15 protein-coding genes and 2 tRNA genes are annotated in these 13,231 nt (G+C 63.9%); 12 read left to right on the plus strand and 5 right to left on the minus strand.

The features are described from left to right. Positions 1-242: 242 nt before the first annotated feature. Positions 243-1,295 carry a serine/threonine protein kinase gene (locus tag AC1DN0_RS30875; RefSeq protein WP_441632098.1) on the minus strand — a complete coding sequence of 351 codons (1,053 nt, stop codon included), beginning with the start codon at positions 1,293-1,295 and terminating at the stop codon, positions 243-245. A 178-nt stretch (positions 1,296-1,473) separates the two neighbouring features. Here AC1DN0_RS30875 and AC1DN0_RS30880 point away from each other — a divergent pair, with 178 nt between their 5' ends. The 4 genes from AC1DN0_RS30880 (at position 1,474) to AC1DN0_RS30895 (ending at position 6,038) form a co-directional block, all read left to right on the plus strand. Then, the gene (locus tag AC1DN0_RS30880; RefSeq protein WP_441632096.1) at positions 1,474-2,415 is read left to right on the plus strand and encodes a YicC/YloC family endoribonuclease; all 942 of its coding nucleotides are present in this window, start codon (positions 1,474-1,476) and stop codon (positions 2,413-2,415) included. A gap of 5 nt (positions 2,416-2,420) precedes the next feature. Continuing rightward, positions 2,421-3,074 carry a guanylate kinase gene (gmk, locus tag AC1DN0_RS30885; protein WP_045238629.1) on the plus strand — a complete coding sequence of 218 codons (654 nt, stop codon included), beginning with the start codon at positions 2,421-2,423 and terminating at the stop codon, positions 3,072-3,074. Between the two features lie 84 nt (positions 3,075-3,158). Further along, the gene (gene rpoZ, locus AC1DN0_RS30890) at positions 3,159-3,362 is read left to right on the plus strand and encodes a DNA-directed RNA polymerase subunit omega (protein WP_006578656.1); all 204 of its coding nucleotides are present in this window, start codon (positions 3,159-3,161) and stop codon (positions 3,360-3,362) included. 258 nt (positions 3,363-3,620) lie between these two features. Continuing rightward, positions 3,621-6,038 carry a RelA/SpoT family protein gene (locus AC1DN0_RS30895; RefSeq protein WP_441632135.1) on the plus strand — a complete coding sequence of 806 codons (2,418 nt, stop codon included), beginning with the start codon at positions 3,621-3,623 and terminating at the stop codon, positions 6,036-6,038. Between the two features lie 21 nt (positions 6,039-6,059). On the opposite strand, the gene greB is transcribed toward AC1DN0_RS30895, so the two are convergent. Further along, entirely contained in the window at positions 6,060-6,656 is a 597-nt protein-coding gene (gene greB / locus AC1DN0_RS30900; RefSeq protein WP_045238628.1) for a transcription elongation factor GreB, read from the minus strand. Between the two features lie 124 nt (positions 6,657-6,780). Between greB and AC1DN0_RS30905 the strand changes: the two genes are divergently transcribed. The 5 genes from AC1DN0_RS30905 to AC1DN0_RS30925 all read left to right on the plus strand — a co-directional run bounded on the left by AC1DN0_RS30905 (position 6,781) and on the right by AC1DN0_RS30925 (position 9,095). Beyond that, positions 6,781-6,857 (plus strand) — tRNA-Arg (locus tag AC1DN0_RS30905). 263 nt (positions 6,858-7,120) lie between these two features. Further along, positions 7,121-7,957: a DUF1266 domain-containing protein gene (locus AC1DN0_RS30910; protein WP_441632093.1), complete on the plus strand. Its 837-nt coding sequence runs from the start codon at positions 7,121-7,123 to the stop codon at positions 7,955-7,957. 101 nt (positions 7,958-8,058) lie between these two features. Next, the gene (locus AC1DN0_RS30915; protein ID WP_441632091.1) at positions 8,059-8,340 is read left to right on the plus strand and encodes a hypothetical protein; all 282 of its coding nucleotides are present in this window, start codon (positions 8,059-8,061) and stop codon (positions 8,338-8,340) included. Positions 8,341-8,613: 273 nt separating this feature from the next. After that, positions 8,614-8,853, plus strand: coding sequence for a hypothetical protein (locus tag AC1DN0_RS30920; protein WP_477102441.1), 240 nt, complete (start codon positions 8,614-8,616; stop codon positions 8,851-8,853). 166 nt (positions 8,854-9,019) lie between these two features. Beyond that, a tRNA-Met gene (locus AC1DN0_RS30925) sits at positions 9,020-9,095 on the plus strand. 144 nt (positions 9,096-9,239) lie between these two features. Here AC1DN0_RS30925 and AC1DN0_RS30930 read toward each other — a convergent pair. Both AC1DN0_RS30930 and AC1DN0_RS30935 read right to left on the minus strand, forming a co-directional pair. After that, positions 9,240-9,686 (minus strand): hypothetical protein, encoded by a 447-nt coding sequence (locus AC1DN0_RS30930; protein WP_441632087.1) that lies wholly within the window; start codon positions 9,684-9,686, stop codon positions 9,240-9,242. A 124-nt stretch (positions 9,687-9,810) separates the two neighbouring features. Continuing rightward, the gene (locus AC1DN0_RS30935) at positions 9,811-10,098 is read right to left on the minus strand and encodes a hypothetical protein (RefSeq protein WP_276287725.1); all 288 of its coding nucleotides are present in this window, start codon (positions 10,096-10,098) and stop codon (positions 9,811-9,813) included. Positions 10,099-10,364: 266 nt separating this feature from the next. Between AC1DN0_RS30935 and AC1DN0_RS30940 the strand changes: the two genes are divergently transcribed. Beyond that, a complete protein-coding gene (locus tag AC1DN0_RS30940) occupies positions 10,365-11,048 on the plus strand; it encodes a Fe2+-dependent dioxygenase (protein ID WP_441632085.1) in 684 nt (227 codons plus the stop codon). A 178-nt stretch (positions 11,049-11,226) separates the two neighbouring features. On the opposite strand, the gene AC1DN0_RS30945 is transcribed toward AC1DN0_RS30940, so the two are convergent. Further along, complete coding sequence (locus AC1DN0_RS30945) at positions 11,227-11,532, minus strand: hypothetical protein (protein ID WP_035859467.1); 306 nt, start codon at positions 11,530-11,532, stop codon at positions 11,227-11,229. A gap of 247 nt (positions 11,533-11,779) precedes the next feature. On the opposite strand from AC1DN0_RS30945, the gene AC1DN0_RS30950 reads away from it, so the two are divergent. Both AC1DN0_RS30950 and lpxO read left to right on the plus strand, forming a co-directional pair. Then, positions 11,780-12,091 (plus strand): hypothetical protein, encoded by a 312-nt coding sequence (locus AC1DN0_RS30950; protein ID WP_035859468.1) that lies wholly within the window; start codon positions 11,780-11,782, stop codon positions 12,089-12,091. Between the two features lie 176 nt (positions 12,092-12,267). Then, entirely contained in the window at positions 12,268-13,170 is a 903-nt protein-coding gene (lpxO, locus tag AC1DN0_RS30955; RefSeq protein WP_035859469.1) for a lipid A hydroxylase LpxO, read from the plus strand. The last annotated feature ends 61 nt before the right edge of the window (positions 13,171-13,231 follow it).

Raw genomic sequence — 13,231 nt, forward strand, 5'->3', positions numbered from 1 at the left:
AAGCAATAGCCCATGCGGTCCTGGTTGATGCGGCGGCCGCCTTTTCTGCTTTCCTGATAGACGGAGAATCGCATGGTGGCTGTAGGGAAATCAGTTTTCGGGAGACGGCGGCGCCGCTTTTGTGCCCGATCGGCGCTGGGTGTGGCAGGGCAGCGGGGCGACGGCTCCCATGATGGTAGGGGATGGCGGAGCAGGCCGGAGCGCAGAGCACGCGTCAGACGCGGGTAGATGTATCGTGTGCATCATTCGGCGCCTGTGCCGGCCTCTTTGGCATGGATGCCCGCGGCGGGTTCTTCGCGCTTGCGCAGCAGGGTGAGGAACCGGCTGGCAAGGGGACGCTCGGCGGCCGCGGAGGTGGCCGGTGCGGCCGCCTGTTCGCCCAGCGCATTGGTCTGTTCGCGCAACTCCTTCTGCAGCCGGAACACGCTCTGCGGCCGTTCGGATGGCGTCAGGCGCAGGCACCATTCGACCAGGTCCACCAGGCCATTGGTGTAGCTGGTGCGCAGCCGGGTGATGGAGTCCGCCATGCGATCATCTTTTTCGCGCTGGTTCGCCTCCTGCGGCGGCATGCCGGCCATGCAGGCATAGAGCGTGGCCCCGAGGCTGTAGATGTCGGTCCACGGCCCCAGTTCGGAATGCTTGCCGTAGAGTTCGGGCGCGGCAAAGCCTGGCGTGTACATGGGCTGGAAGCGCGACGCTTCCATCGTCAGGATCTGGCGCGCAGCGCCGAAATCCAGCAGGATGGGCGACTCGTCCTCGCGCAGATAGATGTTGCCGGGCTTGATATCGAGGTGCAGCAGCTTGTGGATATGCACTTCGCGCAGACCGCTCATCAGGTCGTGGAAGACCTTGCGGATGAAGTGTTCGCGCAATACCTTGGCGCGGCCTTGCTGGCGGGCGTGCAGGATGTGTTCCTGCAGCGTCTTGCCCAGCTCGTAGTTCATCACCATGTAGACGGTGGAATTCTCGCGGAAGAAATTCACCACGCGCACCACGCTGGGATGGGAAATGCGGGCCAGCGAGCGGCCTTCCTCGAAGAAATACTTGAGCCCCAGGCGGAATGAAGCGGCGCTTTCTTCCGGCACCACGGGGATCAGTTCGCCGGGTTTGCGGCGAGCCAGGGACGACGGGAGGTACTCCTTGATCGCAACGGGAGAGCCGGTCTCGTCGGTGGCAAGGTAGACGAAACTGAACCCCCCGCTGGCCAACTTCTTTACAATACGGTAGTTGGACAGCAGCGTGCCGATGGGCAGCGGTGCGCTCTTCGGAGGTGATGCGCCCTTGGACTCTGTCATAGGATTCGGGACCTTGATTGCCTCCGGATTGTCCTGACTAATCGATGACTTGTAAAGAACACAATAGCGGCCATTTTTGGCTCTCTTTTCGGCGTTCGGCCGGCGCGGATGCGGGGCTGCCAGCTCCCCGCGCCGTCTGAACGCATGCGGCCGGATGGCCATTTCGCGAGACTACTCAATGATTCACAGCATGACCGGCTACGGCCTGGCGACCCGCCAGGCGCCGCTGACCGACGCGCATGGCGTGCCCACCGGCAGGACGGCTTCCGTCTCGGTGGAGTTCCGCACCGTCAACTCGCGCTTCCTCGACCTGTTTTTCCGGGCTCCCGAAGAGTGCCGCGCCTTCGAGCCGGCCCTGCGGGAAATGCTCATGGCGAAGCTGTCGCGCGGCAAGCTGGAGTGCCGCATCAACCTGCAGCGCGCCGATGCCGGTGCCGGTGGCACCACGCTGGCGCTCAACGACGCCCTGCTGGCGCAGATCCGCTCGATCGAAACCACCGTGGCCGCCACCTTTTCCGAGGCTGGCTCGCTGCGCATGGGCGAGATCCTGCGCTGGCCGGGCGTGCTGGTCGAGCCCGAACTGTCGCAGGACGCGTTGCGCGAGGCGGTGACGGGCGCGGCCAAGGAAGCGCTGGCCCAGTTGCTCGAAGCGCGCCGCCGCGAAGGCGATGCGCTCAAGGCCACGCTGGACGAACGGATCGAGGCCATGCTGGCCATCGTCGCGCGCCTGACGCCGACGATCCCGCAGCTGATCGCCTGCCAACAGGAAAAGCTGACTGAGCGCCTGCAGGAGGCGTTCAACCTGGTGGCATCGAACGGCATGCCATCGATGAGCCGCGATGAAATCGGCGAGCGCATCCGCCAGGAAGCCACGGTCTACGGCATCCGCATCGACATCGCCGAAGAGCTGTCGCGCCTGCAGGCGCACCTGAACGAAACCCGCCATATCCTCAAGAAGGGCGGGCAGGCCGGCAAGCGGCTCGATTTCATGATGCAGGAGCTCAATCGCGAAGCCAACACGCTGGGCTCCAAGGCCGCGGCCAAGGAGCTGGCCGATGCCGCCATGGAACTCAAGCTGCTGATCGAGCAGATGCGAGAACAGATTCAGAACCTAGAATAATCATCATGAGTGAAACGTCGTCCCACGTCGCAATCGATACAGCCTATCCCGGCAACCTGTTCATGGTGGTGGCGCCCTCCGGTGCCGGCAAGTCCACGCTGGTCAACGCGCTGCTGGCGCAGGACCAGGCCATCCGCCTGTCTATCTCGCACACCACGCGCGCGCCACGGCCGGGCGAGCAGGATGGCCGCGAATACCACTTCACCACGGTGGACGCCTTCCGCGCCGCGCGCGATCGCGGCGAATTTCTCGAGTGGGCCGAGGTGCACGGCAATTACTACGCCACTTCCCGGGTCTGGATCGAGCAGCAGATGGCCCAGGGCAACGATGTGCTGCTGGAAATCGACTGGCAGGGCGCGCAGCAGGTGCACCAGCGCTTTTCCAACGCCATGGAGATCTTCATCCTGCCGCCGTCGCTGCAAGCGCTGGAAGAGCGCCTGAACAAGCGCGGCCAGGACGAGCCCAACGTGATCACGCGCCGCCTGCTGGCGGCCGGCAGCGAAATGGCCCACGCTTCCGAGTCGGACTATGTCATCATCAACGAGGTTTTCGAGCAGGCGCTCGAACAACTGCGCAGCGTGATACGTGCTACCCGTCTGCGTTTTTCGTCGCAAAAGGCGCGTCACGCCGACCTCTTCATCGAGCTCGGTATTCACTGATCCGGAGCGCGGCGGGAACGTTTCTTGCCGCGTGCTGTAAAATAGCCGGCATCGCATAAGGTTTTGTCCCGAGGTGGATTTGATATGGCGCGTATTACCGTCGAAGATTGTCTGAAACACATCCCGAATCGTTTCGAGCTCGCGCTCGCGGCGACCTACCGGGCCCGTCAGCTGGTGCAGGGTCACACCCCCAAGGTCGAGGCCAAGGACAAGCCCACCGTGGTGGCGCTGCGCGAGATCGCTTCGGGCCAGGTCGGCATCGAGATGCTCAAGAAGGTACCGACCTGATTTTCGGGCGGCGGTGGCCAGTCCTCGCAACGCGTACCTTTGCATTGAGACTCTGCTAACGTACCGGTTCGCGTACTTGCTTAACCAGCCAGATTTCGGAAAGCCGCCCACATGTCTTCCTCCCAGCCTTCCTCTCCTGTCGCGACGGCCAGCCCCACGGCGACGCCGGCGCGCCCGCGCGGAGAAGCGCCTGGTGACGCGGGGGGCGAAGCAGTGCCTCCCGTTCAGCGCAAGCGCGCCGGGCCCGGTCAGTCGACCGTGACGGCGCGTACGGGCGCTCCCAATCTTCCCGATCCGCTCGGCAACGATGTTGTCGGGGAACGTGCCGTCGCGCCCGCGATGGGCGCGGGCAAGGGCAGGGCCGTGCAGGCCGCCGCCGAAAGTGAGCTGAGCGGAGCCCCGGTGGCAGCCGGCCCGGGCGACGCGCTGTTTATCGACGCTGTGCTGGCGCAGTCCTACCGTCACTTCTTCGGGCCGACCTCGCAGCCGGCGGTGCCGCCGCGCCAGCAGGTGATCTCGATCACCAGGCTGATGGAAAAGCTGGCCTACCTCAAGCCGGCCGACCAGGCGCACGTGCGCGAGGCCTTCCAGTTCTCGGACGAGGCCCACCTCGGTCAGTACCGCCAGAGCGGCGAGCCTTACATCACGCATCCGGTAGCGGTGGCGGAACTGTGCGCCGACTGGAAGCTCGATGTGCAATCCATCATGGCGGCGCTGCTGCACGACGTGATGGAAGACCAGGGCATCACCAAGAGCGAGCTGGCGGAAAAATTCGGTCCCAAGGTGTCGGAGCTGGTCGATGGCCTGACCAAGCTGGACAAGCTCGAATTCCAGAGCCGCGAGCAGGCGCAGGCGGAGAGTTTCCGCAAGATGCTGCTGGCGATGGCGCGCGACGTGCGGGTGATCCTGGTCAAGCTGGCCGACCGCACCCACAACATGCGCACGCTCGATTTCGTGCCGCCGGAAAAGCGGCGCCGGATCGCGCTCGAAACGATGGAGATCTACGCGCCGATCGCTCATCGGCTCGGTCTCAACACCACCTACCGCGAACTGCAGGAACTGTCCTTCAAGGTCGGCTCGCCGTTCCGCTACGCCACGCTGGAAAAAGCGGTCAAGGCCGCCCGGGGCAACCGGCGCGAGGTGGTCAGGCGCATCCTCGAGACCGCGCAGAAGGCGCTGGGGGATGCCGGCATCGTGGCCGAGCTGTCGGGGCGTGAGAAGACGCTCTACAGCATCTACCGCAAGATGCACGACAAGCAGCTGTCGTTCTCGCAGGTGCTCGACGTATACGGGTTCCGCGTCGTGGTGGAAACCCAGATGCACTGCTATATGGCGATGGGTGCGCTGCACGGGCTGTACAAGCCCATGCCCGGCAAGTTCAAGGACTACATCGCCATTCCGAAGATCAACGGCTACCAGTCCTTGCACACCACGCTGGTGGGCCCGTTCGGCACGCCGGTGGAATTCCAGATCCGCACCCGCGACATGCACCAGATCGCGGAAGCCGGCGTGGCCGCGCACTGGATGTACAAGCACCAGGCCGACCAGGCCAACGATATCCAGCAGCAGGCCCACCAGTGGCTGCAGTCGCTGCTCGATATCCAGAGCCAGACCGGCGATTCGCAGGAATTCCTCGAACACGTCAAGATCGACCTGTTCCCGGATGCGGTCTACGTGTTCACGCCCAAGGGGCATATCCGCGCGCTGCCGCGCGGCGCCACCGCACTCGATTTCGCATATGCCGTGCACAGCGATCTCGGCAACCAGTGCGTGGCGGTCAAGATCAACAACGAGCTGCTGCCGCTGCGCACCGAGCTCAAGAGCGGCGACATCGTCGAGGTGGTGACGGCGCCGTACTCCAAGCCGAATCCGGCCTGGCTGGCCTTTGTGCGCACCGGCAAGGCGCGCGCGGCCATCCGCCACTATCTCAAGACCACGCGGCTCGACGAAGCCATCCAGCTTGGCGAGCGCCTGCTGGAGCAGTCGGCGCGCCAGCTCGGGATCGAGCTGAAGGCACTGCCGCAGTCGGTGTGGGATCGCATGGTGCAGTGGACCGGCAACAAGCACAAGGAAGACATCTTCGCCGACCTGGCACTGGGGCGGCGCGTGCCCGCCGTGGTGGCCAAGCGCATGGAGATCCTGCTGCAAGAGTTGTCCGGCGACGTCGACAGCGCGCTGCTGGCGGCCGTGCAGACCTTCGCCGGCGAAGAAGCGCCAGCGGTGCCGATCACCGGCGACGAAGGCATGTCGATCATCTTCTCGGCATGCTGCCGTCCGATTCCCGGCGATTCCATCGTCGGCTACCTGGGCAAGGGCGAGGGTTTGCAGATCCACGTGCAGGACTGCAAGGTGGCCAAGCGCCTGCACAGCAAGGATCCTGAGCACTGGATCGACGTGATGTGGGCGCGCAAGACCACGCGCGCCTTCGATGTGTCGATTAAGGTGATGGTGCGCAACGTCAAGGGTATCGTCGCCCGCGTCGCGGCCGACCTGACCTCGGCCGACGCTAACGTCGCGCACGTGTCGATGGAGCAGCAGGAGGGTGGCCAGCAGGAGGCCACCTACATGCAGTTCATCATCCAGGTGCAGAACCGCCTGCACCTCGCCAATGTGATGCGGGCGCTCAGGCGCAACCCCGACGTCATCCGCATCTTCCGCGACCGCAACGACGGCTGACCGTCGGCCGGCGTGTCCGGCTCAGTGCTCTCCCGTTTGCGCGGCGGTGCTCTGCTCCGCCTGCTTTTCGGGATAGCGAACCTCCAGGATATCGATCTGCTCGACCCCGGCCGGCGTGCGCAGCGGCACGGTATCGCCTTCGCGCGCCTTGAGCAGCGCGCGTGCGATCGGCGAAATCCAGCTCACATGGTTGCTGTCCAGGTCGACCTCGTCGGTGCCGACGATCGTGACAGTGGTTTCCTCGCCAGTCTGGCTGGCGTAGGTGACGGTGGCGCCGAAAAAGATCTGGTCGTTGTCGCCCTGCAGGGAAGGGTCCACCACCTCGGCTTTTTCCAGGCGCTTGGTCAGGAAGCGGATGCGTCGATCGATCTCGCGCAGGCGCTTCTTGCCGTAGTGATAGTCGCCGTTCTCGGAGCGGTCGCCGTTGGACGCCGCCCACGAAACGATCTGGACCACCTCCGGGCGTGCCACGTCGATCAGATGCATCAGTTCATCGCGCAAGCGTTGGTAGCCTTGGGCGGAGATATAGTTCTTGGTGCCAGGCGGCAGCGGGGTGGCGCCTTCGGGAAGGTCGTCATCCTCGTCGCCGGAAGACTCTTTGACAAATGCCTTGTTCATGGTTGGAATCACATCTGCGGGGCGGTCATTATAGGAAGGCGCGCGCGGTCAGAAGAAAAAGCAAAAAAATGTGCGTAGGGGGTTCACAAACGCTGAAAGTTCGCTATAATCTCTTTTCTCGAGTGCGGCTGTAGCTCAGTTGGATAGAGTACTTGGCTACGAACCAAGGGGTCGTGGGTTCGAATCCTGCCAGCCGCACCACCGATTAAAAGGGCTTCCAGAAATGGAAGCCCTTTTTCATTTCCGGATCCCGTTCATTCTACGGCGTTCTGCCCGTGCCCACGACGTGTGCGCATGACGGGCGTGCGAGCGATTGAGATTCTTCTCATCGTGTACGGCTCTTCCCGCCGCTAGTCTTTGTTCCGGCGCGCATCACATGCGCTTCTGTAGCCGGATCGCTCTGGTGCTGGTTGTTCCCGATCTGCCATGCCGAGCGATCGCACTCTCCCTTGGGGAATCCTGCGATGCGACCTCTGCCATGGTTTGTCTCCGCTGTGCTGCTCGCCCTGCTGGCCGATGCGGCGCGCCGCCGGCGCTTACCGCCGGTATCGTTGCCGCCTGATGCGCGCGGCAAGCTGGACTTGCGCGGCGGCACTTGCGCCGTGGTGCTCGATGGTAGCGCGATGCCCACCTCCGGTGGCCGCGAGCGCTGCCTGCTGGTGAGTCTTTTGCATGACGAGCGCTTCACCCTGAATGCCCGCACACTGGCTACCGGCGCCGATGCGCGCACGCAGGCGGACTTGCTGGCGAACGCCTGGCATATCCATACGGCCGGCGAAGCGCGAGGCACGCTGGCGTGGTTGCTGGAGGAGGGGCATCGCGCACTGTACCCTCAGGTTTGCCGGATCCTGTTTGCGGTGCCGCGTGCGGCCCGCGAGCGCGAGATCGTGCTGCTCGATGAATTGTTTGATCCGGTGCGCCTCGCGCTCTGCGTTGACAACCTCGAGCGCGCCATGCCGGACCTCAGGGCGAGCCGCGTGGTTGGTTCGCGGGTCGATCTCGCGCGTGGCGTGCTGGCCTGGGACATGAGCCGCGCGATCCATGTCGCGCGGGCGGCCTACGATTGCGGCATGCAGACCGAGGCGCAGGCCTGGGCGGTGATCGAGCGCGCGGCGTCCCAGGTCTTCGCGCAGCTTGAGTCCTGGGAGGAGGTTGCGGTGAGCTATCTGCTGGGCCGCGCGATGTGGGGCGGACCCGGCGCCGGCCTCTTGCGGCAGTTGTCGTTCGCTCGTCTTTGTCTTGAGGACTCGGCCAGTCCCTGGCGCGCTGCGCCTTATCGTGCTGCGGCCTGTGGCGCGTAGGCGCATGCCGTCTTGCGAGCCGCGTGCCGGCGGGCTAGGCTGGTTCAGGTGTGCGCATGACTCCTCGAGTCGTGCTTGCCGTGGACAACCCAGGAGATCTCATGAGCAACGCGGACTGGCGGGTGGAGGCTTATCGGGGCATGGACGTCTATGTCCTGGTTTCATCGCCGCGGGCGGGTGGCGTCGCGGCGCTGGGCGAAGTTGCTCAGTGGGGATACGAAGTCCGGGTCTGCCAGGAGGGTGCGGACCCGTCCGACGCCGGCGATACGGAGCGCTTGTCGAGCGGTGCCGCGCATTTTGCTACCCGGCACGCTGCCGAAGTGGCGGCCTTTGGCGCGGCCTACCAACTCGTCGACAAACTGGTGGGGCCCAGGGGGGATTAGCCGCCCGTCCGTTTGTCGCGGGCTTGCTGCAGGCGGAAATACGGCTCGCGGCGCTCCGTCGGGGGTTGGGGGAGTGCGTACAGCACATGCTGCCTGCCGCCCTTCGGGATGCCCTCGGGTAGCTATTGCGAAATGCGCAACATCGCATATCATGCCGTGATATGCATTCTTTATTCGTCTTTGATCGCGATCACGGCGACGATTGTCCTCCCGGCCTATCCTGGTGCTGAAGCGCGCAGCCTGTCAGGCGCGCAAGCAGCAAGGGGGTACATCATGTTGGAGTTCAATGGCTACAAGATCGTTTACGAGGTCCTGTCCCTGCCCAGGGGTAAATGGGCAATCGTTGTCGAGGTCATTCGCAAGAAGGATGGCGAGATCATTGAGAAGCGCCACAACCCGTTTCCGCACCAGTCCTTCGATACCAAGCTCGAAGCGCTGGACCAGGTCAACCGGTACCTGAAGAGCACGCTGGAGTCCGAGGATGAGGAGCCGCGTGCGGCGCGGCGCGCCTGATGGGAGCGCATGGACCTGCGATCCGGGATGCGGTGTGCCTGCGCTGCGGCGCAGGCCATCCAACGCGGAGAGGGAGGGCTAGAGTGCCTGGAAGCGGTTTTTTCACGATGACGTCACAAAGCGATTGCAATGCGCGGCGCGATCCACCATAATCCGGCCTCTCGGACGCGGGGTGGAGCAGTTGGCAGCTCGTCGGGCTCATAACCCGAAGGTCGCAGGTTCAAGTCCTGCCCCCGCAACCAAAGATCTTTTCCGGTCTTGCCTCTCGGCCGTCCTGGCCAAGCTCTGTAAATTCCTACGATCGAAATCCGCATTGCCCGGGGCTGTTTGCGCCGAACCGCGCTGGTCGCACCATCGCACTGCAGACGCAGTTCGCTAATGCGCTCTCAATGCCGCCCACGACCACCTCCGCTCCGGCCGCTGCCGCGTTGCCCGGAGGTTCCCCAGCCGCCATGTCCTCCCCAACTGCCATGGGCACCCCAGCCGCCGTGGTAATAGGGTCGTCCCATGCCGGAACGATAGGGATAGCCATACGGATAGCCGCCGTAGTATCGCCAGCCTCCGCGGTAGACCGGGCCTCGATAGCCGTAGCCGCCGTAGCCGTAATAGAAGGAGGCGCCGTAGGACCCGCTATAGAGCGGCAGCGGATAGCCGTAGTTGTAGCCGTATCCATAGCCGTACGCGCCAGCCGGATAGACCACGCCGCCATCATAGAACCCATAGGGATCGTAAGGGTTGTAGGAAGCGTAGCCGGCGTCATAGGGGTAGCCCACGCATGCGCCAACCGACAGCAGTGAGACTGTGAACAGCAGCCGAAGCATGGCGCGGGGCATGATGCGTTGAGTCCGGCAATGGATCGCATCCGGCGGTTGCCGGACGATACCAATTAGAGATCGCGATCCGCCGGGAGGTTCATTACCCCGCGAGCGCGCACGCGGGCCGCCGCCCGCTTGAATCTCAGGCTGGCGTCCGGGCCAGTTCGGCGGCGCGTGCAAAGGTGTCGCGCACCTGCGGCTGACCCTCGCGGGCCGCGGACTCGGCGCGCGCGGTCAGCCGCTCGATCAGCACACTCAGGTTATTGCCCGCGGGCGTGGCCTTGCTGGCGCCGCACTGGTCGACGGCCTCGCGCACGATCTGGCTGAGTTCCTGGCCGACATCGGCACCATCGAAGGCACTGATCGACAGGGCGGAAATCTGCTCAAGGTAAAGATTGACCAACGCTTCGTCATGTACCGGTTCGGGCATTTCCGTCTCCTGGGCAGAGTGGCTGGGTGCATTTCATTGTAGTGGGCGGCATGCGCGGCGGCTGTCGGCACGCGGCTGACAGTACCGGTTTCCTGCACGCCGGTTGACTTGCGTCAGGTCAAGTCATCGGCAAATGGTAATGATTCCTATTTGTGTGGCGAGTCGCTTTCTCTTACAATCGGCGCTCCCCGGAGCGCCATCAGGCTGCTGGCTCAACTGGCCTGCAGGTGCCGCCCGCTAACCGTCTCGCCGAGGTAATCGAAATCATGATGCTGCAAATCCCCGATGTGCTGACACAGGCTCAGGTAGCCCAATGCCGCGCGTGGATGGACGCGGCGGAATGGACCGACGGCAACGCCACTTCCGGCCATCAATCGGCGCTGGCGAAGCGCAACCTGCAGTTGCCGGAAGGCTCGCCCGTGGCGCGCCAGGTCGGCGACCTGATCCAGGATGCGCTGGGGGCCAACCCGCTGTTCATTTCGGCCGCGCTGCCGCTCAAGGTCTACCCGCCCTTGTTCAATCGCTACGAGGGTGGGCATGCATTCGATAATCACATCGACAACGCCATCCGCCACCTGCGCGGCACCAGCTTCCGCATTCGCAGCGACCTGTCGGCCACGCTGTTCCTGACGGCGCCGGAGGATTACGACGGCGGTGAACTGGTGGTGGAGGACACCTACGGCCAACAGCGCGTAAAGCTGCCGGCGGGACATATGGTGCTGTATCCCGCCACCAGCCTGCATCACGTCAGCCCGGTCACGCGCGGCGCGCGCGTGTCGTCATTTTTCTGGATTCAGAGTATGGTGCGCGACGAAGGCCAGCGTTCGGTCCTGTTTGATCTCGATACGCAGATCCAGCGGGTAGGCCAGGCGCTTGGACAAAAAGAGCCGGCCGTGGTGGGGCTTACCGGTGTCTATCACAACCTGCTGCGGCGCTGGGCCGACGCCTGAGGGCGGCGCAGCGATCCGCTGCGAGGCGGGATCAGGCGGTTGCCGCAATGGCGGCTGGCAGTGAGGGGAACGGGAGGGAGATGGGGGAAGCGAGGCGTCATGAACCGCTGGGGCCGGCGCCTCTCGTCACCGGCCTCGATCGGCCGGCGCGTGATGGTGTAACGAGGGTGCAGCGCCTCTAATGACGATCGCGATCCCAGTGTTGCCGGGGCAAGGGAACGGCGACGCGTCGTCGCGCGGGTTTGAGCGCGCGCTGCATGGGCCAGAAAACGTACGTGGTATGCGGGTCCATCGGCTTGCCAAAATAGGACACCCACACCTGCACGCCCTGTTCGGTTTCGGCAACGATTGCGGCCACTGCGCGGGCCGCGACTGCGGGAGACTTGAGCAAGGTGGCCAGCGCTTCCACGCCTTGGACCACGTGGTGCTTGACACCACCGAACCATGCGTACTGACGCATGGCCGACAACAAACGCTTGGTCATGAACGCTACTGTTTAGTTAGTGATGGGAATGAGACCGGAGCTTACACGCTTTGTTCAGTCTTAAATGATGCGTCCTATCTATCGATTACCCTGAGTCATCGGATCTGGCAACCCGGATCTGGCAAGCGCGCGCGGCGTATCGTATCTGTTGTTGTTCGCTTGAGGTCGATCGTCCGCCGCATTGACAACGCGATGGACGAGGGTTAGCGTCATCGTCAGGAACATCCGATCCGGTGGGAGCTTGCCGATGACCGAAGACATGCTCATGCAACTGATGGTCGAAGTCGAGAAGGAGGACCCGATCGACTATGCCGACCTGCCCTTCGACGATGCGACGTTGCGCGCGTTGGTGTGCCATCTGGTAGCGCAGCGTTCCAGCGCGATGGAATCGGCGGGCATGCCGGTGGATGCGCTGCTGGCCACCATGTGGGCCTCCACCGCCAAGCTGGTGCTGGAGAATATGGTGCTCAACGCGCGGCTGCTGACGCTGCAGGGCTTGCCGGATGACGCCAATGCGCTGATCGAGCGCATCGCCCGGCAATCGCGCGGCACGCCTTGAACCGGACCGGCCGGTTTCCCCATCCGTCTCATGTGACGAATTGGTGTGTGGTGCATCAATCTCATTGAGCGCGGCGCCCGCCATTTCGATAAACTACGGGTTTTCGCCCCCCGACACCGTCCTGTTGCCGCGTATGCAACTGCGCGGTGCTGTTGACATGGAATGGAGGATTTCGGGTGATCAAGTGGATAATCGTCGCGACGTACCTGGGAGCGATCCTGTACGTGCATTTTCGCGGCAAGGTGAGGCTGCGCATCTGGCGCCAGTTGCTGGATCATTCGGCACTGGTGGCGCCGGTCAACTGCTTCATGTATGTTTTTTCGGGCGTGCCGCGCACGCCCTACATCCCCGTCGAGCGCTTTCCGGAACTCGAGAAGATCCGTGCCGCGTGGCCGGAGATCCGCGATGAGGGCCTGGCCCTGGCCGCCATGCGCAAGATCAAGGCCGCCGACAAGAACGATGACGCGGGTTTCAACTCGTTTTTCAAATACGGCTGGAAGCGTTTCTACCTGAAGTGGTATGAAGCCCGCCATCCTTCGGCCGAGGTTCTGTGCCCGCGCACTGTCGAGCTGCTGCGTGGCCTGCCGAGCGTGAAGGCGGCGATGTTTGCCGAACTGCCCCCCGGCGGCAAGCTGAACCCGCACCGCGATCCGTTCGCGGGTTCGCTGCGTTACCACCTGGGTCTGGCCACGCCTAACGACGACCGCTGCTTTATCGAGGTCGATGGCGAGCGCCATAGCTGGCGCGACGGGGAAGGCGTGGTGTTCGACGAGACCTACCTGCACTGGGCGGAGAACAAGAGCGACAGCAACCGGCTGATCCTGTTCTGCGATATCGAGCGTCCGATGCGCTTCGGCTGGGCCGGCAAGGTCAACCGCTGGCTGGGCCGCAAGGTCATGACCGCGGCGAGTTCGCCCAACGAGGAATCCGACCAGACCGGCGTGATCAATCGCCTGTTCCGTGTTGTCTGGCTGGGCGGGCAGTATCGCCGCCGCTTCAAGGCATGGAGCCGGCCGGCGTACTACGTGGTGAAGTTCGGCCTGATCGCCGCGGGCGTGGCATTGATCGTGTACCTGTAACGCGAGCTTCAAACGCAGCGCGGTCCCTGGCGGACCGCGGCGCGCAAAAACAGAAAGGGCC

The organism is Cupriavidus sp. 05N39, assembly GCF_056397325.1.

Excerpts from the sequence above, each read along its gene's own strand:
- AC1DN0_RS30875 (WP_441632098.1), bottom strand. The coding sequence starts at position 1,295 with ATGACAGAGTCCAAGGGCGCATCACCTCCGAAGAGCGCACCGCTGCCC.
- AC1DN0_RS30880 (WP_441632096.1), top strand. The coding sequence starts at position 1,474 with ATGATTCACAGCATGACCGGCTACGGCCTGGCGACCCGCCAGGCGCCG.
- gmk (WP_045238629.1), top strand. The coding sequence starts at position 2,421 with ATGAGTGAAACGTCGTCCCACGTCGCAATCGATACAGCCTATCCCGGC.
- rpoZ (WP_006578656.1), top strand. The coding sequence starts at position 3,159 with ATGGCGCGTATTACCGTCGAAGATTGTCTGAAACACATCCCGAATCGT.
- greB (WP_045238628.1), bottom strand. The coding sequence starts at position 6,656 with ATGAACAAGGCATTTGTCAAAGAGTCTTCCGGCGACGAGGATGACGAC.
- AC1DN0_RS30910 (WP_441632093.1), top strand. The coding sequence starts at position 7,121 with ATGCGACCTCTGCCATGGTTTGTCTCCGCTGTGCTGCTCGCCCTGCTG.
- AC1DN0_RS30915 (WP_441632091.1), top strand. The coding sequence starts at position 8,059 with ATGAGCAACGCGGACTGGCGGGTGGAGGCTTATCGGGGCATGGACGTC.
- AC1DN0_RS30920 (WP_477102441.1), top strand. The coding sequence starts at position 8,614 with ATGTTGGAGTTCAATGGCTACAAGATCGTTTACGAGGTCCTGTCCCTG.
- AC1DN0_RS30930 (WP_441632087.1), bottom strand. The coding sequence starts at position 9,686 with ATGCCCCGCGCCATGCTTCGGCTGCTGTTCACAGTCTCACTGCTGTCG.
- AC1DN0_RS30935 (WP_276287725.1), bottom strand. The coding sequence starts at position 10,098 with ATGCCCGAACCGGTACATGACGAAGCGTTGGTCAATCTTTACCTTGAG.
- AC1DN0_RS30940 (WP_441632085.1), top strand. The coding sequence starts at position 10,365 with ATGATGCTGCAAATCCCCGATGTGCTGACACAGGCTCAGGTAGCCCAA.
- AC1DN0_RS30945 (WP_035859467.1), bottom strand. The coding sequence starts at position 11,532 with ATGACCAAGCGTTTGTTGTCGGCCATGCGTCAGTACGCATGGTTCGGT.
- AC1DN0_RS30950 (WP_035859468.1), top strand. The coding sequence starts at position 11,780 with ATGACCGAAGACATGCTCATGCAACTGATGGTCGAAGTCGAGAAGGAG.